This is a genomic window from Egicoccus halophilus (assembly GCF_004300825.1).
Lineage (GTDB): Bacteria > Actinomycetota > Nitriliruptoria > Nitriliruptorales > Nitriliruptoraceae > Egicoccus > Egicoccus halophilus.
Window position 1 is genome coordinate 1426948 of record NZ_CP036250.1, and the last position, 22683, is coordinate 1449630.

The 22683-nt window shown below is 74.0% G+C and carries 18 protein-coding genes; 9 read left to right on the forward strand and 9 right to left on the reverse strand.

The window, feature by feature from the left end; translation table 11 throughout:
- Window positions 1–62 precede the first annotated feature (62 nt).
- Entirely contained in the window at window positions 63–4976 is a 4914-nt protein-coding gene (locus ELR47_RS06440; RefSeq protein ID WP_165403882.1) for an NAD-glutamate dehydrogenase, read from the reverse strand.
- 121 nt (window positions 4977–5097) lie between these two features.
- Here ELR47_RS06440 and ELR47_RS06445 point away from each other — a divergent pair, with 121 nt between their 5' ends.
- Window positions 5098–5730: a hypothetical protein gene (locus ELR47_RS06445; protein ID WP_165403883.1), complete on the forward strand. Its 633-nt coding sequence runs from the start codon at window positions 5098–5100 to the stop codon at window positions 5728–5730.
- Between the two features lie 93 nt (window positions 5731–5823).
- On the opposite strand, the gene rpsT is transcribed toward ELR47_RS06445, so the two are convergent.
- A complete protein-coding gene (gene rpsT / locus ELR47_RS06450) occupies window positions 5824–6084 on the reverse strand; it encodes a 30S ribosomal protein S20 (RefSeq protein WP_130649141.1) in 261 nt (86 codons plus the stop codon).
- Between the two features lie 151 nt (window positions 6085–6235).
- Complete coding sequence (locus ELR47_RS06455; protein ID WP_130649142.1) at window positions 6236–6622, reverse strand: hypothetical protein; 387 nt, start codon at window positions 6620–6622, stop codon at window positions 6236–6238.
- A gap of 261 nt (window positions 6623–6883) precedes the next feature.
- Here ELR47_RS06455 and ELR47_RS06460 point away from each other — a divergent pair, with 261 nt between their 5' ends.
- Together ELR47_RS06460 and ELR47_RS06465 are read left to right on the forward strand one after the other, a co-directional pair.
- Window positions 6884–7864 (forward strand): Gfo/Idh/MocA family protein, encoded by a 981-nt coding sequence (locus tag ELR47_RS06460; RefSeq protein ID WP_165403884.1) that lies wholly within the window; start codon window positions 6884–6886, stop codon window positions 7862–7864.
- A 7-nt stretch (window positions 7865–7871) separates the two neighbouring features.
- Entirely contained in the window at window positions 7872–8633 is a 762-nt protein-coding gene (locus ELR47_RS06465) for a VldE C-terminal domain-containing protein (protein ID WP_130649144.1), read from the forward strand.
- Here the strand turns inward: ELR47_RS06465 and ELR47_RS06470 are convergent.
- Window positions 8585–9439, reverse strand: coding sequence for a hypothetical protein (locus ELR47_RS06470; RefSeq protein WP_130649145.1), 855 nt, complete (start codon window positions 9437–9439; stop codon window positions 8585–8587). The two genes, ELR47_RS06465 and ELR47_RS06470, sit on opposite strands and share 49 nt — an antisense overlap.
- A gap of 354 nt (window positions 9440–9793) precedes the next feature.
- On the opposite strand from ELR47_RS06470, the gene ELR47_RS06475 reads away from it, so the two are divergent.
- Window positions 9794–10675: a hypothetical protein gene (locus ELR47_RS06475; protein ID WP_130649146.1), complete on the forward strand. Its 882-nt coding sequence runs from the start codon at window positions 9794–9796 to the stop codon at window positions 10673–10675.
- 63 nt (window positions 10676–10738) lie between these two features.
- On the opposite strand, the gene ELR47_RS06480 is transcribed toward ELR47_RS06475, so the two are convergent.
- Entirely contained in the window at window positions 10739–12271 is a 1533-nt protein-coding gene (locus tag ELR47_RS06480; protein ID WP_165403885.1) for a phytoene desaturase family protein, read from the reverse strand.
- Complete coding sequence (locus ELR47_RS18205; RefSeq protein WP_165403886.1) at window positions 12268–13413, reverse strand: hypothetical protein; 1146 nt, start codon at window positions 13411–13413, stop codon at window positions 12268–12270. The genes ELR47_RS06480 and ELR47_RS18205 overlap by 4 nt, the downstream gene beginning before the upstream one ends.
- Before the next feature lie 178 nt (window positions 13414–13591).
- Here ELR47_RS18205 and ELR47_RS06490 point away from each other — a divergent pair, with 178 nt between their 5' ends.
- Complete coding sequence (locus ELR47_RS06490) at window positions 13592–14626, forward strand: aldose epimerase family protein (protein WP_130649147.1); 1035 nt, start codon at window positions 13592–13594, stop codon at window positions 14624–14626.
- 59 nt (window positions 14627–14685) lie between these two features.
- Window positions 14686–15822, forward strand: coding sequence for an alcohol dehydrogenase catalytic domain-containing protein (locus ELR47_RS06495; RefSeq protein WP_130649148.1), 1137 nt, complete (start codon window positions 14686–14688; stop codon window positions 15820–15822).
- Window positions 15823–15916: 94 nt separating this feature from the next.
- Here the strand turns inward: ELR47_RS06495 and ELR47_RS06500 are convergent, their stop codons facing one another.
- Window positions 15917–17170, reverse strand: coding sequence for an HD-GYP domain-containing protein (locus ELR47_RS06500; RefSeq protein WP_165403887.1), 1254 nt, complete (start codon window positions 17168–17170; stop codon window positions 15917–15919).
- A gap of 284 nt (window positions 17171–17454) precedes the next feature.
- Here ELR47_RS06500 and ELR47_RS06505 point away from each other — a divergent pair, with 284 nt between their 5' ends.
- Window positions 17455–19101, forward strand: a complete 1647-nt coding sequence (locus tag ELR47_RS06505; protein WP_130649150.1) for an SIR2 family protein — start codon at window positions 17455–17457, stop codon at window positions 19099–19101.
- A gap of 28 nt (window positions 19102–19129) precedes the next feature.
- Window positions 19130–19894 (forward strand): SDR family NAD(P)-dependent oxidoreductase, encoded by a 765-nt coding sequence (locus tag ELR47_RS06510; RefSeq protein WP_205745484.1) that lies wholly within the window; start codon window positions 19130–19132, stop codon window positions 19892–19894.
- Window positions 19895–19975: 81 nt separating this feature from the next.
- Here ELR47_RS06510 and ELR47_RS06515 read toward each other — a convergent pair whose 3' ends face one another.
- Together ELR47_RS06515 and dusB are read right to left on the reverse strand one after the other, a co-directional pair.
- Window positions 19976–20554 (reverse strand): Maf family protein, encoded by a 579-nt coding sequence (locus ELR47_RS06515; RefSeq protein WP_130649152.1) that lies wholly within the window; start codon window positions 20552–20554, stop codon window positions 19976–19978.
- Entirely contained in the window at window positions 20547–21731 is a 1185-nt protein-coding gene (dusB, locus tag ELR47_RS06520) for a tRNA dihydrouridine synthase DusB (RefSeq protein WP_130649153.1), read from the reverse strand. Before dusB ends, ELR47_RS06515 begins: the two co-directional genes overlap by 8 nt.
- Before the next feature lie 95 nt (window positions 21732–21826).
- Between dusB and ELR47_RS06525 the strand changes: the two genes are divergently transcribed.
- A complete protein-coding gene (locus ELR47_RS06525) occupies window positions 21827–22630 on the forward strand; it encodes an SGNH/GDSL hydrolase family protein (protein ID WP_205745485.1) in 804 nt (267 codons plus the stop codon).
- Window positions 22631–22683 lie beyond the last annotated feature (53 nt).

Genomic DNA, 22683 nt, shown 5'->3' on the forward strand with positions numbered 1-22683 from the left:
CGACGGCTCCGCGCCCGTCGCACCCGGACCGTTCGCTCCGGGAGGCGACGGGCGAGCGCGACCTAGGCCCCCCGGTCGATGGCGTCGCGGATGGTCCGGGCCGCAACGGCGATCGCGTCGAGACTCTGATGGTCCTGGTTGTCGGCGGCGCGCACGAGCGTCGAGACACGCTCGAGTGCATCCGGACGTTCGTCGAGGAACCGGCGGACCGCGGTGGCCTCGTCGTCGTCCGGGAACCGTTCGAGGGCGGCGTGCGCGGCCTCCCGCCGCAGCCGGCGCAGGTCGTTGGCCAGGCCACCGCGCTGTCGACGGGCCCAGGGCGTGAGGACCTGTGCGCGCTCGAGCGCCTGCTCGATGCGGTCGATCCCGAGCGTCTCGCCCAGACGCAGGAACGCGTCGGCGACGTCGGACGCGCCGCGCTTGCCCGGGGCGCGGGCCAGCACGTAGGCCACGTCGGGGATCATGGCGAGGTCACCGGCGCACGCCAGGAAGCGCGCCAGATCCGGATGCACGAGGTCGTCGACGAGCCACCGGGCGTGGGCGACGCGGGCCCGGCGCTGGGCCGGGGTCCCCAGCGTGAGCATGTTGGCGCGGAGCTCCTCCGCGACGGGACGGTCGCGGTCGAGCAGCGACGCAGGATCGCGCAGCAACGGGTCGAGCAGCACCGTCGAGGAGATCCGTGCCACGAGTCGGTCGACGAGCTGTTCGAGCTCCAGCGCCCGCTGCGGGTCGTGCAGGGACTGGGCGGCCTCGAGCTGGTCCCACCAGTGTGGCGCGTCGACCTCCTCGCGGGCCACGACGTAGGCGAGCACGACGTCGGTGACCGGCACGCCGGCCGCGTCGGCGAGCGAGGTCGGGAACGTCACGCCCATCCGGTCGACGACGTCGTTCGCGGCCATCGTCGCGATCAGCTCCCGGCGCAGCCGGTGCCGCGGGAGCAGATCGGCGAAGGACTCGGTCACCCGGTCGGGGAAGTAGTCGGCCAGCAGCGGTTGCAGCAGGTCCTGGTCGGGCACGGGCGAGGCGAGCAGCTGCTCCTTGACGTCCCGTTTGGCCCACGCGAGCAGGGTGGCGAGCTCCGGTCGCAGCAGACCCGCGCCCGACTCGGCCCGGGCCGCCAGCTCGTCGGCGCCCGGCAGGATCTGCACGTCGCGGTCGAGGCCTGCGGTCGTCTCGAGCCGGGTGAGCAGCTGTCCGTAGGCGTCGAGGCTGTCGGGGCTGCGGGCGAGTTCCTGCGACAGCGCCGCGGCCTGCCGGTCGACCTCGCACAGCACGGCGTCGACGACGTCGTCGGCGAGCTCCGCGAGCAGGTCGTCCCGCTGCCGCTGGGTGATCCGGCCGTCCTCGACCGCCAGGGTCAGCAGGATCTTGAGGTTCACCTCGTGGTCCGAGGTGGACACCCCGGCGGCGTTGTCGATCGCGTCCTGGTTGACGCGGCCACCGTGCCGGGCGTACTCGATGCGCCCGCGTTGGGTGATCGACAGGTTGGCGCCCTCGGCGATGACGCGTGCCCGCAGGTCGCTGGCGTCGACCCGGACCTCGTCGTTGGTGCGGTCGCCGACCTCGTCGTGGCGTTCCGAGGACGACTTGACGTAGGTGCCGATGCCGCCGGCGAACAACAGGTCGACCGGTGCGCGCAGTACGGCGCGGATCAGCTCGGGAGGGCTGAGCGACTCGGCGTCCACCCGCAGCAGGGCCCGGACCTCGTCGGAGAGCGGGATCGCGCGCACGCTGCGGGGGTGGATCCCGCCGCCGGCCGACAGCCGGTCACGGTCGTAGTCGTCCCAGCTCGACCCCGGCAGCCCGAACAGGCGCTCGCGCTCGGCGAACGCCACCTCGGGGTCCGGGTCCGGGTCGAGGAAGATGTGTCGGTGGTCGAAGGCGGCGACCAGCCGGGTCGCGCGGGAGCGCAGCATGCCGTTGCCGAACACGTCCCCGGACATGTCGCCGATGCCGACCACCGAGATCGGCTCGATCTGCACGTCCACGCCGAGTTCGCGGAAGTGGCGCTGCACGGCCACCCAGGCGCCCTTGGCGGTGACCCCGAGCGCCTTGTGGTCGTAGCCGTTGGAGCCGCCGGAGGCGAAGGCGTCGTCGAGCCAGAACCCGTAGCGGCGGGCGAGCTCGTTGGCCGTGTCCGAGAAGGTCGCGGTGCCCCGGTCGGCGGCGACGACGAGGTAGTGGTCGTCACCGTCACGACGGACCACACCGGTCGGGCCGACGACGTCGTCGCCCGCGAGGTCGTCGGTGACGTCGAGCAGGCCTCGCACGAACGTGACGTACTGTCGGCGGACCTCGTCCCTGCGGGCCTCGGGCGAGTCGGGTTCGCGCATCAGCACGAAACCGCCCTTCGCTCCGGTCGGGACGATCAGGGCGTTCTTGAGCATCTGCGCCTTGACGAGGTCGAGGACCTCGGTACGCACGTCGTCCTTGCGGTCGGACCAGCGCAGCCCCCCGCGTGCCACGGGACCGCCGCGCAGGTGGACGCCCTCGACCCGTGGCGAGTGGACGAAGATCTCGCGGTAGGGGGCCGGTGTCGGCATGCCCGGCACGCGGGCCGGGTCCATCTTGAACGCGACGTAGGGTTCGCCGGACCCGTCGGCGACGGCGTCCTCGCGGAAGGCGTTGGTGCGGAGCGTGGCCTCGATCAGGTCGAGCATGCCGCGCAGGATGCGGTCGTGGTCGAGGCGATCGATGCGGTCGCAGGCGTCCACGACGCGTCGTCGGGAGGCCTCGAGGTCCTCGTCGTCAGCCTGCACGTGCGGGTCGAAGCGGGTGGAGAAGTGCGCCAGGAGCGCCCGCACGACCTCCGGGTGGGCCACGATGGCGTCGTTGACGTACTCGGGGGTGTACGCCGTGCCGACCTGTCGACGGTAGCGACGGTAGGCCCGCAGGAGCGCGACGTCGCGCCAGGACAGCCCGGCCCGCAGGACCAGTCGGTTGAGCGAGTCGACCTCGAGGTGGCCGCGCCAGGCGGCCAGGACCGCGTCGGCGAGGCGCGGCCCGTCGGCGACGACGTCGACGTCCTCGGTGCGCATCCCGAAGTCGTGCAACTGCACCTTCTCGCCGCCGGCGGTGCGTTCGAGCGGGTGCGGGATCTCCTCGGTGACGACCAGGCCGAGGCTCTCGAGGATGGGCAGGAACCCGGACAGCTCCAGCGGTGTCCCGAGCTTGGCGGCCTTGAGCCGCACGAGCCCGTCGTCGCCCTGCTGGAGCCGGACCAGCAGGTCGTGTCGGCCGCTCAGGAGCCGGTCGAGCAGGACCACGTCCTGCACGGCCACCTCGGTGGGGACGGTGTCGCGGTAGGCCCGGGGCAGGCGGGCACCGACCTCGACGGTCAGTCGGTGGGCCTCGCCCTCGTCGAGCAGGGCACGCAGCCGGGTACGCAGCTCCTCCAGCCAGGAGCGGGCCAGGGCACGCACCCGCTGCTGCAGGTCGGCCAGCGGCACCTCGGGAACCTCGTCGCCGAGCTGGAGCAGGAAGCGGGTCAGTGCCTCGTTGCGGTCGCCCAGCGACACCTCCACGTCGATGCGCTCGGCCCCGTAGACCTCGGTGAGCAGCGCTTCCAGCCGTTCGCGCAACTGCGGTGAGTAGACGTCGCGGGGCACCGCGATCAGCACCGACACCGTCCGGGTGTGGTGGTCGATCCGGGTCAGCGTGCGGATCTCGCGGTGTTCCTCGGCATGCAGCAGCCCGACCAGGGTGCGGTGCAGCGCTCCGGTCGAGGACTGGAACAGCTCGTCCTTGGGCAGGGCCTGGAACAACGAGAGCAGGGTGATCTCGTCGTGCGACCCGGCGACGACGTCCTCGGCCTCGAGGATCCGCCGCAGCTTCTCGCGCAGGACCGGGGTGGTGCGGGCCGGTTCGGTGTACCCCTTGCGGGTGAACAGCCCGAGGATGCGGAACTCCCCGACGACCTGTCCGTCCTCGCCGACACGCGAGAGGCCGAAGTACTCCATGCGCACCCGGCGTTGCACGGTCGACAGCCGGTTCGTGCGGGTGACGGTCAGCAGCTGCGGACGTTCGAGGTGGTCGCGTTCGGAGGCCGGCAGCTCGTCGACGGCGACGGGTTCGGCGAAGCGGGAGGTGGACTCGTCGCGCAGCAGCCCGAGCCCGGACCCGGCGACGACGGTGGCGCAGCGGCGCCCGTCGTGGTCGGCGAGTTCGTACTCACGGATGCCGAGCACGATCAGGTTCTCGTCGAGCAGCCAGTCGAGCAACGCCGCGACCTCGGCCTGCTCGTCACCGGCGACCGGGGACCAGCGTCCCTCGGCCAGCTGGGACCCGACCTCGCGGATCCGCGCGCGCATGGCGTCGTAGTCGCTGGTGGCGATCATCACGTCGTCGACGAGGCGGCGCAGTCGGCGGCACAGCTCCCGGGCGTCGTCGTCGGTCAGCCGCTCGCCGAGCTCGAGGTGCAGCAGCGACTCGCGCTCGTGGGCGGTCCGTGCCGGGACGATGCCGACCAGCCGGCCGTCCGGATCGCGTTCCACGCCGACGATCGGGTGCAGCGAGCGCACCACCCGGTAACCGAGGCGTTCGAGCTCGTCGGTGACCGTGGACAGCAGGAAGGGCCGGTCCTCGGAGGCGACCTCGACGACGGAGGTCAGCGCCGGCCGTCCGTCGAGACCGGTCGGCGGTACGCGCAGCGAGATGTTGATCTCGCCCTCGCGTCGGCGGTCGATCGCCGTGAACGCCTCGAGCAGCCGTCGTGCGGCTGCCGGGGCGTCGGCCCCCCGCAGCTGGTGGGCCGGTACGCGGCGCAGGGCCGCGCGGGCGAACGCCTGCAGCACCTCGGGGCGATCGTGGTCCAGGTCCGCCAGCGCGGTCAGCACCCGTTCGTGACTGGCCGTACTCGCGGGAAGCGGATGCGTCTGGTCCTGTTCCGGCCACGTGCCGGTCCGGTCGTCGTCGGGTCCTGCCGGTGTCGCTGCCGTCGGCTCCGCCACGTCTCCCTCGAGGTCGGGGGTCCTCACCGGGATGCTAGGACCCCCGAGCGTCGGGAACGGAGTCCGCGCGGACGGCGCGTGCGCTCGCGGACACCGACCGCGACGTAGGGTTGGGTGTGGCGACTCGTCGACGCGGGAGGGCCACGACGTGGTGCGGATCACGCTGGACCCGGACGAGGTCAACCAGGATCGCGAGTTCACGTTGGTCGACGGCCGCACGGTGCTGCTCGACGAAGCCGACGAGCACACGCTGCGGGAGGTCGCCCGGCAGCTCTACACCCACCACTCGAGCTACGCCTCGGCCTTCGCGCCCGCCGACGAGACGCGGCTGGACCGGCTGCGCGCGGGCGAGGCGCCGCTCGACGAGCTCGCGCCGCTGCACCGTCGGGTGCGGCAGCTGCTGGAGCTGCAGCGATCGCCGGGCGGTCGTTCTCCCCGGCAACTCGATCCGTCGGTGCTGCTGCAACGACGGATCTGGAACTCGGCGTCAGGCGTGAGCCGGCCCTTGGAGGAGCTGACGCCGACCCACCGGCGCAATCTGCTCGGGTGGCTCGAACGTCACAGCGAGGCGCTGGCCGAGCGGTTCGCGCAGGCGTCGTTGTCCGACGCGCAGCGCGCCCTGGTCGAGCCGCGGATCCCGTGGGTGCTCGGCACGCCGCTGCACCAGCGCCTCGAGGAGCTGATCGCCGCGGAGACCTCGACCGAGCAGGCCCGTGACGAGGCCCGCCAGGTGATGCGCAAGGTGGCGTTCACCCGGCAGGGGGAGTGGCCCGAGCGGTGAGGACCGGCTCCCGCAGCGTGCCGACGAGCGCGCCTCGGGTCCCAAACGGCGCACGGCGCCCCGAAAGGGCGCCGTGCGTGACGTGCGGGAGCGTCAGATGCTCTGCAGCCGCTTGGCCATGCCCGACTTGCGGTTGGCCGCGTTGTTCTTGTGGATGACGCCCTTGTTGGCCGCCTTGTCGAGGGCCTTGGAGGCGTCGGCGAAGGCGCTCTCGGCCGCCGACTTGTCGCCCGCCTCGACCGCGGTCTGGAACCGGCGGCTGTACGTCTTCAGTCGCGAACGGACCGCCTTGTTGCGCTCGTGGCGCGCCTCGTTCTGGCGGTTGCGCTTGATCTGGGACTTGATGTTGGCCATGGCGGAAGGCTCGTCTCGTTCTCGTGCGGGGCGGCGTAGCCGCGCGCTCTCTGGTTCGCGCTCGCCGGGAAGCGGCTTGCGTGGCAAACGTGCGAACCGGCGCAGCAGGACTACCACCGGTGCTGGGCCGAGCGGAGAAGGTACCAGTGCGTCAGCCGGTCCGGCAACCGCCCTCCCAGGGACCGGACCCGCCGCCGGCCACCAGCGGGTGCCGCTGGCAGCGTCGCTCGGCGACGGCCGCCTCGGTGTGCTCGAAGGGACAACCCCACACACTGCGCCGCCAGGAACCGGCGACCAGCCAGTGGATCGTGAGCAGCCACACGACCGTGATGACGAAGGCGAGCACCAGGCCGCCGGTGGTGACGGGCAGGTCCCCGCCGAGCGCGGTCCAGGCCAGGCGGACGAACTGCAACGCGGTGACGGCGGCGATTCCCACCGCCAGGGCGAGCCAGACGACGTCGCGCCAGCCGGCGGGCGGCCGCGGTCCGGTGCTGCGCGGATCGCCGGGACGCGGCGCGGCCGGAGGCGATCCCTGCACGTGCGCGACCTCCCCCGCGACTCCGGGACGCCGACGGTCCCCGAAGGGCGTCACGGTAGCGCCAGGGGGCCGCTTCCCTGCCGTCGGGGAGCGCCTGCTGGACGGCACCCACCGTGCGGCGGCCGGGCGGGTCGTGGGTGACGCGTCGATGTCCCTCGCCCCGGTAGCGTCCGTCCCCGGCCGCGGTCGTCATCGATGTCCGCCGTCCGCAGCGGATCCGGCGTCGGCGTGCGCGGGACCGCGCCGATGGAGGAGGACGACATGTCACTGCGGTGGGGGATCCTGGGGACGGGCGGCATCGCCCGCAAGATGGTCGCCGCCGCCCGGGCGCGTGGTGGCGAGGTGGCCGCCGTGGGCTCCGGGGACCCGGCCCGAGCGGCCGCGTTCGCCGAGGAGCACGGCATCGCCCGTCACCACGGTCGCCACCACGACCTGCTCGCGCGGCCCGAGGACGTCGACGTCGTCTACGTCGCCACGACCAACGATCGACACCACGCCGACGCGCTCGCCTGCATCGAGGCGGGCGTGCCGGTCCTGGTCGAGAAGCCGTTCACCCTCGATCTCGAGCAGGCCGAGGAGGTCGCCGCCGCGGCGCGTACCGCCGGGGTCTTCTGCATGGAGGCGATGTGGATGCGCTTCCAACCGGCCTTCCTGGAGGTCGAACGGCGCATCGCCGCCGGACACATCGGCGAGCCCCTGCTCGTCCAGGCCGACTTCGGCATCGCCGCCACACCGGACACCGACCGGCGCTGGTTCGCCCGCGAGCTGGGCGGCGGGGCGCTGCTCGACGTCGGTGTCTACCCGCTGACGTTCGCCACCGGACTGCTCGGCACCCCCGAGCGGGCGTTCGCCCTGGGCGAGTTGGCCGACAGCGGCGTGGACGCCACCGTCGCTGTCGCGATGCGCCACGGGGGTGGACGGCTGTCGTCGTGGTCGTGCTCGTTCGTGGCCGACACCGGGGTCGAGGCCACGGTGTCCGGTGCCGAGGGCAGCCTGCGCGTCCACGGTCCCTTCCACCACGCGGGTCGGCTCACCCTGCGGCAGGGCAGTACCGTGGTCGAGGAACACGACCTGCAGGGGACCGAGGCCGGCTTCGAGTACGAGGTCGACGAGGTGGTGCGCTGCCTCGAGGACGGCCGGACCGAGTCGCCCCGCATGCCCCTCGCGCTCAGTCTCACCACCCTGCGGTGGCTCGACGAGCTGCGGCGGCAGGTCGGCGTGACCTACCCCCACGAGGACTGACTCCCCGGTGTTGCGGACCCGCCGTGCCCCCGTCGGTGCGCGCTCGGCCCTGCTCGGCCTGACGCTGCTCGTCGGCACCCTCGGCGTCGTGGGTCCAGCGGCCGCGGCCGCGCCACTGCCGACCCACGTCCACGGACACGCGGAGCCGGGACCGATCGAGGCACTCGCCGGGCGGGAGTACCAGCGCGAGTGCCGTCCCGAACCACAGCCCGGCGTGGAGGCCTTCCGGGACTTCGTGCTGGCGGCCCACCCGGGTCGCGACGGCGGCATCGTGCGCGCCTGTGACGTCGGGGGCCGCAGCGAGCACAAGGAGGGCCGCGGCTGGGACTGGATGCTCGACGCGTCCGACCCGGTCGAGGCCGCCGCTGCCGACCAGGTGCTCGACTGGTTGCTGGCCACCGACGCCGAGGGCAACGAGTTCGCCATGGCACGGCGGCTCGGGGTGATGTACGTGATCTGGGACCGGCAGATCTGGTCGGCATCGCGCGCGCGGGACGGGTGGCGGCCCTACACCGGCACCAGCCCCCACACCGACCACGTGCACGTCAGCTTCTCCTGGGCCGGCGCCCGCCAGGAGACGTCCTACTGGCAGTTGCTGCCGGACCCGCCGGTGACCCGGCTCCTCGCGGCGCTCAGCGGGGACCGGGGCCCGGCCGTGATGGCGGTGCTGGCCACGTCGGCGCTCGTCCTGGCCGCGCGGCGCCGCCGTGGCGACGAGCCTCAGACCGAGCGTTCCTCGTCCGGGCCGTCGGGGGGCGCGACGCGCTGAGGCGAGGCGAGCAGTCCGGCCCGGTGCCGCCGCCGCTGCCACTCGAGCAGCGCCAACGCCAGCGCGACCGTGGCCGCCAGCGTCACGGCCGCCGGCGCGAGCGTGCCGTCCTGCGCCGTCGGTCCGGTCGCGAGGTCGGCGAACTGGCACGCCTCACCGCGTCCCGCTCCCGGACGATCGTCGGCGATCGGTCCCGGCGCCGTCGGACCGCTCGCCGACTGCACCACGTGCACGGTGATGACCAGGTCGCCGCCGCGTTCACCCGGCTGGCAGGCTGCCGCCACGGCGATGCCGGTCGCGCTCCGGTCGAGCAGCGTGTCGGCCTGGTCGTTGGCGACCCACCCGGCCACCGCCTCACCGCTGCGGGTACCGGTGCCGAGCCGGACGTGCAGTTCCCGGGCCACGACCGCCTCCTCGCCGTACGCCTCGAGCAGGTCGCGGTCCGGTTCCTGGTCCCGGAGTCGGGCCTCGTTCGCGGCGGTCGCGTGGGTGTCGTCGAGGATCCCGAGCAGGGTCATGCTCCGCGCCCGACGCTCGCTGTTGACGTAGGCCACGACGTCGTCGGCGATGCGGGCCTCGAGGTCCGGGTCGCCGGGGAGCTCGTCCGACCCGACGGCCACGGACGAGCCCGAGCCGGACGGCGGGTCGTCGCCGTCGACGACGTCGAGCGCCACCGTGCGCTCGCTCGGGGCGAAGGCGAGCGAGAGCAGACCCGCCAACGCCGCCACCACACCGAGCACCGTGAACGACCACGATCGACCGCGCAGGAACCGGGGTGCGGGGGCGGTTGGGGTGGCGTTCGGCAACGTCATCGGTCCTGGCGAGGTCGGGGCAGGTCGGGGTCGGGTCGGCCGGGCGGCGCGTTCGGTCGGTGGGGAGGCGGACGATCGGGGCTTCGCCCAGCGTCGGGAGGTTCGGTTCCCGTCGCGAGGTCCGATCGCTGTCGAACGGACGACGCAGTCTGCCGCTCCTCCCGCTGAACCCGGCTGGTCGACCGGACCGTGCGTGCGGACGGCGCAATGACCCGGCCGGTGTCGCAACGGTCCGGGCTGCGGACCGTGTCGGGTCGGGCTGCGCTCACCGCGCCCATGCCCCCGCTACGGTCGCCGACACCACCCCGCCGGTCGACGCGGCCGGCCGCGCCAGGCAGGAGGTCGACCGTGAGCAGCAACGACGGTCCCGACGACGTCACCCGACGGGTCGGTGGGTCCGGCGGTCCACCCGACGCGACCCGACGGGTCTCGGACGACCGCTCGATGCCCGCGGACGCGACCCGCCGGATCGGCCCCGATGACGGCACCGGTGACCGGACCCGCGCCCTGGGCAGCACCGAGGCGGGCGGCGGGCGGCAGCCGCTGACCTACGAGCAGCCGTGGCACGGCGACCAGGCCGAACGCGGGGCCGCCGGGGGCGTGTCCGCCGAGACCGACGAGGAGCTCGCCGAGGCCGACCGGCTCGCCGAGGACGCGCGCAAGGAACGCCGGCGACGCGACCTGCTGATCGGGCTCGTCGGGGCGCTGCTCGGCTTCGCCCTCGCGTTCGTCGTGGTCGCCCTGGCCACCGGCGGCGACGAGGACGGTGCGGTCGCCGCCGCCGACGAACGGGTCACGGCCCTCGAGGCCGAGGTGGCCGAACGCGACGCGCGCATCGCGGAGCTCGAGGCCCAGGTCAGCGAGCTGGAGGCGGCCGCCGGGGAGAGCGACGCAGCCGTCGCCGAGCAGCAGCAGGCCCTGGACGAACGCTCCGCCGCGCTCGACGACCGGACCGAACAGCTCGACGAGCGTGGCGAACGGCTCGACGAGCGTGAACTCGCGCTCAACGACCGGGAACGCCAGCTCGATCAGCGCGAGGAGCAGCTCGACCAGGCCCCCGTTCCCGAGCAGCCCGCCGACCCGCCCGCCGAGCAACCGGCTGACGGTGACGGTGGCGGGGACGGCGGCGGCATCCAGCTTCCCGACCTGCCCCAGATCGACGACGAGGCGGTCGACAACGTCGTGGAGCGCATCCTCGACAATCTGCGCAACCTCTTCGGCAACAACTGACCGGCGTCCGGCAGCGGTGGTCACCCACCGCAGTCGATCGCGACGTCGTCCCCGACGGAACGCTCACAGCCAGCGGCGGACACGACCCTCGGTCAGGGCGACTCGGGCGGCGGCGTGACCGCAGGCGCCGTGGACCGCACCGCCGGGGAACGTGGCGGCGGAACCGAGGTAGAGACCCTCGACGGTGGTGCGGTACGGGGACACGCCGGGCACGGGACGGAAGATGAGCTGGTCGATGGCGTACGAGCCCCCGCCGACGTCACCGCCGGGCAGGTTGGCGTTGCGCTCCTCGAGGTCGGTGGGACCCATCACGTGGCGGGCCAGGACCCGGTCGCGGAATCCGGGGGCGAAGCGCTCGATCTGCGCGTCGATGCGCTCGGCGAACGCGGTCACGCCGTCGGCGTCGAACCGGTGCGACTGCGGTACGCGGGTGTAGGCCCAGGCGGTGTGCTTGCCCTCGGGCGCCCGGCTCGGGTCGGCGACCGACTGCTGACCGAACAGCAGGAACGGGCGCTCGGGCAGTCGCCCGGCGCCGACGGTGCGCTGGGCGTCGACGAGGTCCTCGAGGTGCCCGCCGACGTGGACGGTGCCCGCCCCGCGGGCCTCGTCGGCGGTCCACGGCACGACGTCGTCGAGGGCCCAGTCGACCTTCACGGTCGCCGGTCCGAGTCGGTAGCGCTCGAGGCGGGCGCGGTAGGCGCTGCCGAGCGCGTCGCCGGCGACCGACAGCAGCCCACCGGGCAGCAGGTCGGCGACGACGACGTTGGCGCGCAGACGCTCGCCGTTGGCCAGCTCGACCCCGGCGGTGCGGCCGCCGGCGGTGATGACCTTCGTCACCCGGCTGTTGACGCGCAGGGTGCCGCCGAGCGACTCGAGGTAGCCGGCGAGCGCGTCGGCGAGCCGCTGTGCGCCGCCGCGCGGGGAGGGCCAGCCGACGAAGTGTCCGAGCAGCTGCAGGTAGGTACCGGTGATCGCGCTGCCGGCGTCGTCGGCAGCGACGTCGCCGTGCAGGCAGGACCCGGCCAGCCATGCCTGCGCCCGCGGCCCCGCGAACAGTTCGGTGGAGAAGGTCCGGGCGGAGGCCAGGAGCAGACGAGCGAACTCCAGCGTGCCCTGCATCCCGTGTCGGGCGAGCAGCCCGGCGGGACCGACGACCGGGAACCAGCCGCCGATCATCGTCCGGCGCAGCTGGGGGAACACCTCGAGCAGCGGCCCGGCGAACTGTTCCCAGGCCGCGCCGTCTCCGGCGTGGGAGGCATCGAGCGAGGCGGCGGTGCGCTCCAGCGACTGGTGGAGCGCGACCGCTCCACCGTCGGGGAACGGGTGCGCCATCGACACGGCCGGGTGGACCCATTCGAGCCCGAAGTCCTCCAGCGGCCAGCGGGCGAACACCGGGGAGGCGGCACCGGCCGGGTAGACGCTGGAGAAGGTGTCGTGCAGGAACCCGGGCAGGGTGAGCTCCTGCGTGCGAACCGCGCCACCGGGGGCGTCGGCGGCCTCGCAGAGCACGACGTCGCGTCCGGCGCGCGCGAGGGTGATGGCGGCGGCCAGACCGTTGGGACCGGCGCCGATGACGATGGCGTCGTGGCGGGTCACCGGCGCCCCCCGAGGTCGCTGCGGACCGCATCGGCGAGCTGGTGCAGCACCGATTCGTGGGCCTGCCCCATGCCCCAGAAGGCGTGCTGGCAGTAGCGGCCCATGCCGGCGTAGAGGCGGTCGAGGTGCCAGTCGAGCGGGTCCCAGTTGCCGACCGCGCGCACCCAGGCCTGACCGTCGGCGGTGAAGACCAGCAGCCGGTTGCGGGCTCGGCCGAGGAAGTGCCCGGCGTGGGTGGTCAGCTCGATGAGCGCCGCGGGTGCCGCGCCCTCGGGCAGCGGATCCGGGTCGAAGGGCGCGTAGCGGGCGAAGGTCTCGTTGAGTCGGGCGGTGTAGCCGTCGAGCGCGTCGCCGGCGGTGAGCAGTTCGGTGACGGTGACGTAGGCGCGCAGCAGCACCGGGATGGGGCCGACCGGCTCGCCCAGCACCTCGATCTCGAAGGTCTGGCCGTCCAGCCCGCCGGAGCGCACCGGGGTGAAGCGGCCGAGCGAGGAGCCGTAGTCGGGCCAGGTCTGTGGCTGCGTGAGCAGCTCGAGCGCGCGTCCGGCGGCGGCCTCGTCGCCCAGCAGCACCGGCGGGTAGGTGTGCCAGGTCTGCTCGGCGGCGGGGGACTGCGGTGGGGTGATCCCGCCCAGCTTGGCGTGGTCGAGCCGCAGCTCGGGCAGATAGGCCTCGCGGTCGGCGACCTCGGGGAACGCGATGCCGTACGCACGTCGGGTGGGGTCGTCCCAGGCGCCGAGGAACCAGTCCCCGAGCAGGCGGGCCGCACCCTCGCGCAGCTGCCGGGTGTTGAGCGTGCCGCGCGGGCTGTCGGCGTCGTCGACGAACCGGTCGCGGCCGAACGCCTTGTGGAACGGGGCGACGTCGGCGGCGCGCAGGCGACGGGCGCCGGCCCGGTGCCAACGGGTGGTCAGGATGCCGAACGCGAGCCGCAGGTCGGCGGTGCTGCGCTGGTCCGCGTCCCGCCGGAAGTAGGCGGCGTTGAGGAAGTCGGTGACCCAACCGGCGGCGCCGGGCGCGGCGATCGAGGTGCCGCTCATGCCGGCGAAGCGCGCCTGCGGCAACCGCTGGAGACCGCGTGCCGCGAGGGCCCCGCCGGTGGCGGCCAGGGCGAGCTTGCCGAGGGAGGAGGTGGACGGCATGTTCGACCTCGTGCGGGATGCGGACGTCGCGGGCAGTCGTCGACCACGCTAGGGGGCCGCACGCGTGGACTCGGCGCCGCGCCCGGCCGCCCGGCCGGGGCAGCGGCGCTCCGGGGCACGGCGGGGCGCCGGTCTCGTAGAGTCGCGGTCCGTGCGTCTCCGACGAAAGTGCTCCACCGTGTCCGCCGACGACTTCGGCACCACGCCCGACGGCCGTCCGACCCACCGGTTCCCGCTCACCGACGGGACGCTCGAGGTGGCGGTCAGCGACTACGGCGCGACGCTGGTCGCGGTGCGGGCCCCGGACCGTTCCGGGCGACTGGCCGACGTGGTGCTCGGCCACGACCACGTGTCCGGCTACGTCTCCGGGGACGGGTTCCTGGGTGCGACCGTGGGACGGGTCGCCAACCGGATCGGCGGGGCGTCGTTCGTGCTGGACGGTCGCCGGTTCGCGTTGACCCCCAACGAGGGCGAACACCATCTGCACGGCGGTGGCGAGCGGTCGTTGGCGCGGGTCGTGTGGGAGGTGGTGGACGTCTCGCCGCAGCGCGTCGAGTTCCATCACGTCTCCCCCGACGGTGAGGAGGGGTACCCGGGTCGCCTGGAGGTGACGGCGGTCTACGAGGTCGTCGACGGCGAGGTCCGCCTCACCTACCGCGCCGGCACCGACGCGCGCACGCCGGTGAACCTGACCAATCACGCCTACGTCAACCTCGCCGGTGAGCCGGTCGGCACGGTCGAGGACCACGAGGTCCAGCTCTTCGCCCAGCGCTGGACACCGGTGGACGACGGGCAGATCCCCACCGGGGACATCGCCGAGGTCGCCGGCACCCCGCTGGACTGCCGGCGTGCGGTGCGCATCGGTGACCGGCTCCCGGCCCTGGTCGACACCGTCGCGGGAGGGTTCGACCACAACCTCGTGGTCGACGGCGAACCCGGTGAGGTCCGCCTCGCTGCCCGGGTGTCCGAACCGACCAGCGGCCGCCGGCTGGAGCTGTGGACCGACCAACCGGGCGTGCAATTCTACACCGGCAACCAGCTCGACGGCTCCGTCGTGGGCCGGGCCGGGCGGGCGTACGCGCGGCACACCGGGCTCTGCCTCGAACCGCAGCAGTTCCCCGACGCGGTCAACCAGCCCGCGTTCCCCTCGCCGGTGCTCGAGCCGGGCGAGGCGTACCTGCACCGCTCGGCGCTGCGTTTCTCGGTCGACTGAGCCGGCGCGTCGCCGCCCCACTAGGGTGCGGCGGCCAATCGACGACGGGGAGGTCGTTGTTGCGCACGCGTGCTGCCGTCCTGGTCGCGACCGACCGCGAGCCGCCCTACGCCCGGAGCCGTCCGCTCGAGATCGTCGAGCTCGACCTGGCTCCTCCCGGTGCCGGCGAGCTGCTCGTACGCGTGGAGGCGGCAGGTCTGTGTCACTCCGACCTGTCGGTGGTCGACGGCAACCGGCCGCGTCCGACCCCGATGGTGCTGGGGCACGAGGCGGCGGGCGAGGTCGTCGAGGTGGGTGCCGGCGTGACCGACGTCGAGGTCGGCGACCACGTCGTGCTCGTGTTCGTGCCCCGCTGCGGGACCTGCGCCGAGTGCGCGGCCGGGCGTCCGGCGCTGTGCGAGCGGGCCGCGGCGGCCAACACCTCGGGTGAGCTGCTGCGCGGCGGACGCCGATGGGGGACGCTCGGCGGACAGGAGGTCCACCACCACCTCGGGGTGTCCGCGTTCGCCGAGCACGTCGTGGTCGACCGCGGCTCGGTGGTCGTGGTTCCCGACGAGGTGCCCTTCGCGACCGCAGCGCTGTTCGGGTGCGCGCTGCTGACCGGCGCCGGCGCGGTGCTCTCCTCGGCACAGGTGCGGCCGGGCGAGTCGGTGGCCGTGTTCGGGCTGGGCGGCGTCGGGCTCGCGGCCGTGCTCGGGGCGGTCGTCGCCGGCGCCCATCCGATCATCGCCGTCGACCCCCTCGAGGCCAAGCGCGAACTCGCCCTCGAGCTCGGCGCCACCTCTGCCATCGGCGTCGAGGACGTGGTCGACACCGTCCGCGAACTGGTGCCCGGTGGCGTCCGTCACGCGTTCGAGGCGGTCGGCTCGGCGCGGGTGCTCGGGGACGCCTGGGCGGTCACCCGCCGCGGTGGCACGACGGTCGCCATCGGTCTGCCGCACCCCTCGCAGGAGCTGACCATCCCGGCCGTGCAGTTGGTCGGCGAGGCCCGCACGCTGACCGGCAGCTACCTGGGCGGGTCGGTGCCGCAGCGCGACATCCCGGCGTTGATCGAGCTGTGGCGGGGCGGCCGGTTGCCGGTGGAGCGCATGCACAGCTCCTCGCTCGCACTCGAGGACCTCAACGCCGCACTCGACGAACTCGCGGCAGGACGCACCGTCCGACAGGTCGTGCATCCCGGTGGCGTGCCGGTCTGACACCTCGGCGCGAGCGCGCCGATGCGGGGGAGCAGCGGTTGGGTGCCCCGGTGTCGACCACGGTGGTGCTGCGACCGGCTCGGAGGATCGACGGTCAGGCGGTGCGTCGTTCGGCGGGCTGCCGCCGGTGCATGGGGGCGTGCGCGCCGGGTGCGAGCGAGGCCAGCCGCAGCCCCGGACTCCGGCGCAGGTCGAGCTCGACGGGATCGGCCACCTCCTCGCCGTCGGCGTCGAGCACGAGCCGGACGGACGGCTCGTCGACCGCCGCCAGCGGTACCGAGGTGACGACCCCGCGCCAGCCGGCGTGGACGCTGCCGGGCTGGACCTCGACCCAGCTGCCCACCGGGTAGGCCGGAACGAGCCGTCGTAGCCAGCCCACGATCTCCCGGTTCAGGTGCGTCCCGGCCATGTGCGTCAACGTGGCCGCCACCTGGTCGGGGGGCAGCGCGCGCCGGTAGGGCCGGTCGGAGGCCAAGGCGCTGTAGACGTCCGCCACCGCACCGATCTCCGCGATGAGCAACATCCGCCCGGCACCGGCGCGCTCGTGGGCGGTGCGCCCGGCGACCGTGTTGTCGCCGACGAGTCCGCGCGGATAGCCCCCGCCGCCCTGCTTCTCGTGGTGCTGGTAGGACACGTGGGCGGGCAGCAGGCTCTGGAACGGCATCCGCCGCAGCAGTTCGAAGCCCAGGTACGGATGCTGCTGGATGACGGCGAACTCCTCGCCGGTGAGCGGCCCGGGCTTCTCCAGGATGACCCGGTCGATGTAGGTCTTGCCGATGTCGTGCATCAGGCAGCCCAGCGTCAACTCGCGCAACCGGTCGTGAGGCAGACCGAGTCGCCGTCCCAGCAGTGCCCCGACCACGGCCACGTCGACGGAGTGCTCGAAGGTGTAGGAACTGTGGGTCTTGAGCGACTCGAGACCAGCGGCGCTGTCGTTCTCCAGCACCTCGTTGATGAGGTACTCGACGTCGGCGTAGAGCTCACCGATGGCGCGGGTCGCGGGCTCACCGAGCTCGAGCGGTCGTTCGCCGAGTCGGTCGACCATGCCGGCGACGCCGTCGGCGCCGGGACCGCGTTCGTCGGCCACCAACGCGACCGAGGTGAAGGTGCCGGCGACGTGTCCGGTGATGGTGGCGCGCACCTGCTCGCTGACGAGGTCGCTGGGGACCACGTCGTCGGCGAGGCCGTCGCGGACGAAGACCGACAACAGGCCGCGGTGGCGCAGCGCCTGGACGTAGGCAGCCGTCAAGGTCGTCCCGGCCGTCAACAGGGGCCGGCCGGTGTCGTCGTAGACGGTCTTGGCGAGGACCTCGCCGGGCGCCACACCCTCGAGGGCGAGCCGGTACATGCGCTTCCTGCCTGACGGAGGTGGGGGGTTCGGCCACGCGGGCCGCACCGGGTCCGTGGACGTCGCCCGACGCCTCCCCGGTCGGCCACTTCGTACCCGGGGCAAGCGTGCGGGCGGCGAGGCGCCGGCCGGTGCCGTCCGGGCGACCGGATCCCGTCGGCCGCGTCCCGAGCGCGCAGTAGCGTGCGACGGCATCGCCGACGGCCGTGCCGGACGGTGGGCCGCGCCGGTGGGCGGGGGTGTGCCGCTCCGGCACGTGGTGCGAGGGTTCGGAGGTGGCGACCATGCGCGAGCCGGGACACGTCTTCGTGGTCCGGGGCGATCTCACGCAGTTGGCCTGTGACGCCGTCCTGGTGCCCACGACCGAGACGATGTCGGTCAGCGGGGCCTGGCGCGCGCTGGTCGGCGAGCCGCCGGCGCCGGGCACGTCCTGGCCCGACGAGCCCCAGCGCATCTCCGCGGCGACCGTCGACGACCCGGCACGACCGCAGGTGTGGCTGGCGGCCACCGCGGGGCTGCATCCGCCCGACGGTTCCGACGGTGACGTCGCCGCCACCCTCGAGCTGTTGCTCGGCCGGGTCGAGCGCTTCCTCGCGCAGGCGGCGCGGGACCTGACCGGCGGGGTGGCGGGCCGGGTGCGTCCGCTGGTCGGGCTGCCCGTCGTGGGCACGGGTGCCAACGGTCTGGGTACGCGACCCGGCGCGGTCGTCAGCGCGCTGCTGCGGGTGCTCGACGCCGCCGTCGTCGAGCACGACCTCGACGTGGTGCTCGTCGCTTCGTCGGCCACCAACGAGGCGCTGTGCCGGCACTGGCGTCGCCGGCTGTGGGCCGAGCGCCCCGGCGTGGACCAGTGCTCCTACCGTGACGAGGTGTTCGCCCGCTGGCGCCGCGGCTGCATCGCCGGTGGCGACGTCGAGGAACGCCCGGCGAGTACCGAACTCGAGGCGCTGGCCGAGCGGGCCGCCGTCGGTCAGCTCGTGCCGTTCTTCGGTGCCGGTGTGAGTCGTGCCGCCGGACAGCCGACGTGGTCGGCGCTGCTCGACGAGCTCTCGCCGGTGGGCGCGGCGCAGCTGTTCGAGCGCCTGTCCGCGCAGGACCGGCTCCACATGACGGATCCGTTCGCGCGTGCCCAGGTGATCTCCAACCTCGACCCCGGTGGCAGCCCGGCCTTGCGCGAACGGCTCGCCGAACGACTCGCGATCGAGCGGCCCTCGCTGCTGCACGTGGAGTTGGCCAACCTCGGTGCGCTGGATGCGATCACCACCAACTACGACCGCGGCTACGAACGTGCCTGCGAGACGGCCGGGGACGAGGTCGCGATCGTGCCCCACCCCGGCGGGGACCGCCGGCTGGTCAAGCTCCATGGCAGCCTCGGCGGCGAGGGTGGCGACCCGCTGCTCACCCGCGACCAGTTGCTCGACTTCCAGGCCGAACGGGGCGCGCTCGCCGGGGTGCTGCAGATGCTGCTGCTGACCAACCATCTGGTGTTCGTCGGCTACAGCATGAGCGACCCCTCGCTGCACGCCGCCGTGCACGCGGTCCAGCGCGCCGTGAGGCAGGAGGCCGTCGGCGACGGCCGGCCGGTGATGGCCACCTCGCTCCAGGTGGACCCGAGCCCGGCGCTGGCGGCGCTGTGGGACGACACCGTCGACGTGGTCTGGCCGTGCCCGCGACGCTACCCCGAGCAGGCCGCGCGCGTCCGCCAGAAGGAACTCCTGCTCGACCTGTTGGCGGACGCCGCCAGCCAGGCGACCGTCCCGCTGTTGGAGCTCGACGGTCAGGCCGCCGAACTCGACCTCACCGCCGACGAACGCGAGCTGCGGAGCGCCCTGCGGGCGCTCGAGCAGGCACGGGACCGCTGCGCGCCGCGCTCGCCGTTGTGGGACCCGGTCGCGGCGCTGCTCGAGCGCTACCGCGACGTCAGCGGCTAGCCTCCGCGCCCGCGAGGCAGGAGGCGTGGTGGACGTGGCGTTCGAGGGCAGGGTGGCGCTGGTCACGGGCGGCTCCCGCGGCATCGGCCGCGCGACCTGCCGGCGCTTCGCCGAGGCCGGCGCACGGGTGGTGGTGCACTTCCGCGCGGACCGGACGGCGGCTGAGGCGACCCTGGCCGAGCTGCCCGGCGACGGCCACCTCGCGCTGGCGGCCGACCTCGCCGACCCGGTCGCCGTCGACGACCTCGTCTCGGACGTGGTCGCGGCGTGCGGACGGCTCGACGTGGTGGTGAACAACGCCGGCATCTACGAGGACCACCCCGTCACCGGCACGGACTACGCGGCCTGGCAGGCGGCGTGGCAGCGGACGTTGGGCACCAACCTGATCGGGCCGGCGAACCTCATCCACCGGGCGGTCCCGCACCTGATCGCGGCCGGCGGCGGACGCATCGTCAACGTCTCCTCCCGCGGCGCGTTCCGCGGCGAGCCCGGCCACACGGCCTACGGGGCCGCCAAGGCGGGACTCAACAGCCTCGGCCAGTCGCTCGCGCAGGAGCTGGCGCCGCACGGCATCTTCGTGACCACCGTCGCGCCCGGCTTCGTCGAGACCGACATGACCGAGGACCACCTCGCCGGTGCACGCGGTGCGGCGATCCGGGCCCAGTCGCCGCTGGGCCGTGCGGCCGATCCGGACGAGATCGCACGCACCATCGTGTTCCTGGCCACGCCCGGCACCGAGTACGCCACCGGGGCGATCGTGGACGTCAACGGCGCGTCCTACCTGCGCAACTGACCGGAGGGACGCGGGGCGGCATCGGCGTGCGAGGGTCCGTCGGACGGGCTCGGGGTCGCGTCGGCGCGGCGCCGGCGCGGATCAGGGGCGCAGGACGTCGAGTCCGACGTGGCGCAGCAGGACGACCGTCTCGGCCAGCGGCAGACCGATGACGTTGGTGTCGGAGCCCTCGAGGCGTTCGACCAGGACCGCGCCGGCTCCCTGCAGTCCGTAGCCGCCGGCCTTGTCGAACGGTTCGCCCGTGTCGAGGTACCAGGTGAGCTCGTCGTCGGTGAGGGTCCGGAAGATGACCGTGGTACGCACCACGTCCACGTGCACGATCGGGCCGTGGCGGACGGCGACGCCCGTGAGGACCTCGTGGCCACGTCCCGACAGCGCCCGCAGCATCGCGGCGGCGTCGTCGCGATCGGCCGGCTTGCCCAGCACCCGGCCGTCGAGCACGACCTCGGTGTCGGCGGCGACGACCACCTCGTCGTCGGTGGCCTCGGTCGCCATGGCCTTGAGCGCGGCGAGACGCCGGACGAGATCGGCGGGCCCCTCGGCCGCGCCGGGGGTCTCGTCGACCGACGGGGGGCGCACCTCGGGGTGCAGGTCCAGCCGCGCGAGCAGTTGCGCACGTCGCGGGCTGGCGGAGGCGAGCACGAGGGGTGGGTCAGCCACCGGACACCACCGCGGCGGCCTGGGGGGGAAGCGGTGCCCCGGAGGTGCGGGAGTCCAGCCACCCCGCGGGCAGGTGGGGGCGTCTGGGCCGGTCGGTGTGGCCGCGCGGGCGGCGACGCACCGTCTCGTCGAAGGGCACCGTGCGCTCGAGCGGGGCGAGACGCTCGCGGAGCTCGTCGACGGATCCCACCTGGTTGAGCGCCCGGCGCAGCTCACCGCCGACCGGGAAGCCCTGCAGGTACCAGCCGGGATGCTTGCGGAACTCGCGGATGCCCTGGTCGGGGCCGAGGCCGGCGACCAGCAGTTCGGCGTGCTCGACCAGCAGGTCGCAGACCTCGCCGAGCTCCGGCGGTGACGGCACGGCCCGGCCCTCGAACGCGGCCTGCAGGTCCCGGAACAGCCACGGTCGACCGAGACAGCCGCGCCCGACGACGACGCCGGCGCAGCCGGTCTCGGCCACCATCCGCAGGGCGTCGGCCGCCTCCCAGATGTCACCGTTGCCGAGCACCGGCAGGTCCGGGACCGCCTCGACCAGCCGGGCGATCGCGCGCCAGTCCGCCGGCGGGCCGTAGCGTTCCTCGGTGGTGCGGCCGTGCAGCGTGATCGCGGCGACCCCGAGGTCGGCGGCGATGCGTCCCGCCTCGAGGTAGGTCAGGTGGTCGTCGTCGATGCCCTTGCGGGTCTTGACGGTGACGGGGACCTCGCCGGCGGCGGCGACGGTGGCGGCCACGATCGCGGCGTACAGGTCGGTGCGCCACGGCAGGGCCGAGCCGCCCCCGTGCCGGGTCACCTTCGGCGCGGGGCAGCCGAAGTTCAGGTCGAGGTGGTCGACCGGTGCGAGGCCGCCCTGCCCGTCGGGCGCCCCCTGCTCGACGAGCAGGCGCGTGGCCGCCGCGGCGTCGTCCGGGTCGATCGTGTAGAGCTGGATCGAGCGCGGGGACTCGCCCGGGGCGAACGACGCCTTCCACTGCGAGGTGTGGTTGCCCTCCACCAGTCCGCGCGCGCCGACCATCTCCGAGACGTACAGCCCGCCGCCGTTGCGGCGGCACAACGTGCGGAACGGAGCGTTGGTGACGCCGGCCATGGGCGCGAGCACCACCGGTGGCCACACCGTCAGGCCGCCCAGCTCGAGGGGGGCGGCGGTGGCGGCGGGCGCAGGGGCGATGGCAGCGGACATGGCCGCGGACGGTACCCCGCTCCTGCCTGCCGTCGCTGGCCGCGACGCGGGTACCGTCCGGTCCCCGTGTCGGTGGTCGGATCCGGGAGGTTCGTGTGGAGGTGCGTCGCTTCGTCGCCTGTGGGGACTCGTTCACCGAAGGGCTGCACGACGAGCTCGGCCCGGACGGCCGGCACCGTGGCTGGTCCGACCGGGTCGCGGAGGGGCTCGCGCGGGCGAACGCCGACGGGACGCTGTCGTACGCGAACCTGGCCGTGCGCGGCAAGCTGCTCGACGAGGTCGTCGCGGACCAGCTCCCGGCCGCGCTGGCGCTGGACGCGGACGTGTTCTCGTTCCACGCCGGCGGCAACGACGTGCTGCGCCCCAAGGTCGAGGTCGAGGCGCTGGTGCGCCGCTACGAGCAGGCGGTGCGCGAGCTGCGGGCCGGTGGTGCCGAGGTGGTGCTCTTCACGGTGCTCGAGCGGGCCGGCGGCACCGGCCGTCTCGCCGACGCACTGGCCCGGAAGTTCGCGTTGTTCAACGCCGGTGTGCGACGGACCGCGCAGCGCACCGGTGCGCGCCTGGTCGACGTCGGCGGTGTCGCCGCGTTGCAGGACCGCCGGGTGTGGGACGAGGACCGTCTCCATCTCGCCCCCGAGGGGCACCGGCGGGTCGCCGGCGCCGTCCTCGAGGTGCTCGGGATCGACGACGAGGCGATCCGTGGCGGCCCGGTCGGCTGGTGGCGGACGCCGCTGCCATCGGGGGTGCCGGCGGCCCGCACCGCCAAGCTGGCCGGTGACGTCCGCTGGGTCCGTCGGCACCTGCTGCCCTGGGTCGGTCGTCGCGTCCGCGGGGTGTCCAGCGGGGACGCCGTCGCCTGCAAGCGGCCCGAACCGGTGCAGGTACGCGCCGAGGCCTGAGTCGGGACGACGCCGGCCGCAGGGACGGCGTCCTGGCGCCCCGGTGGACGACG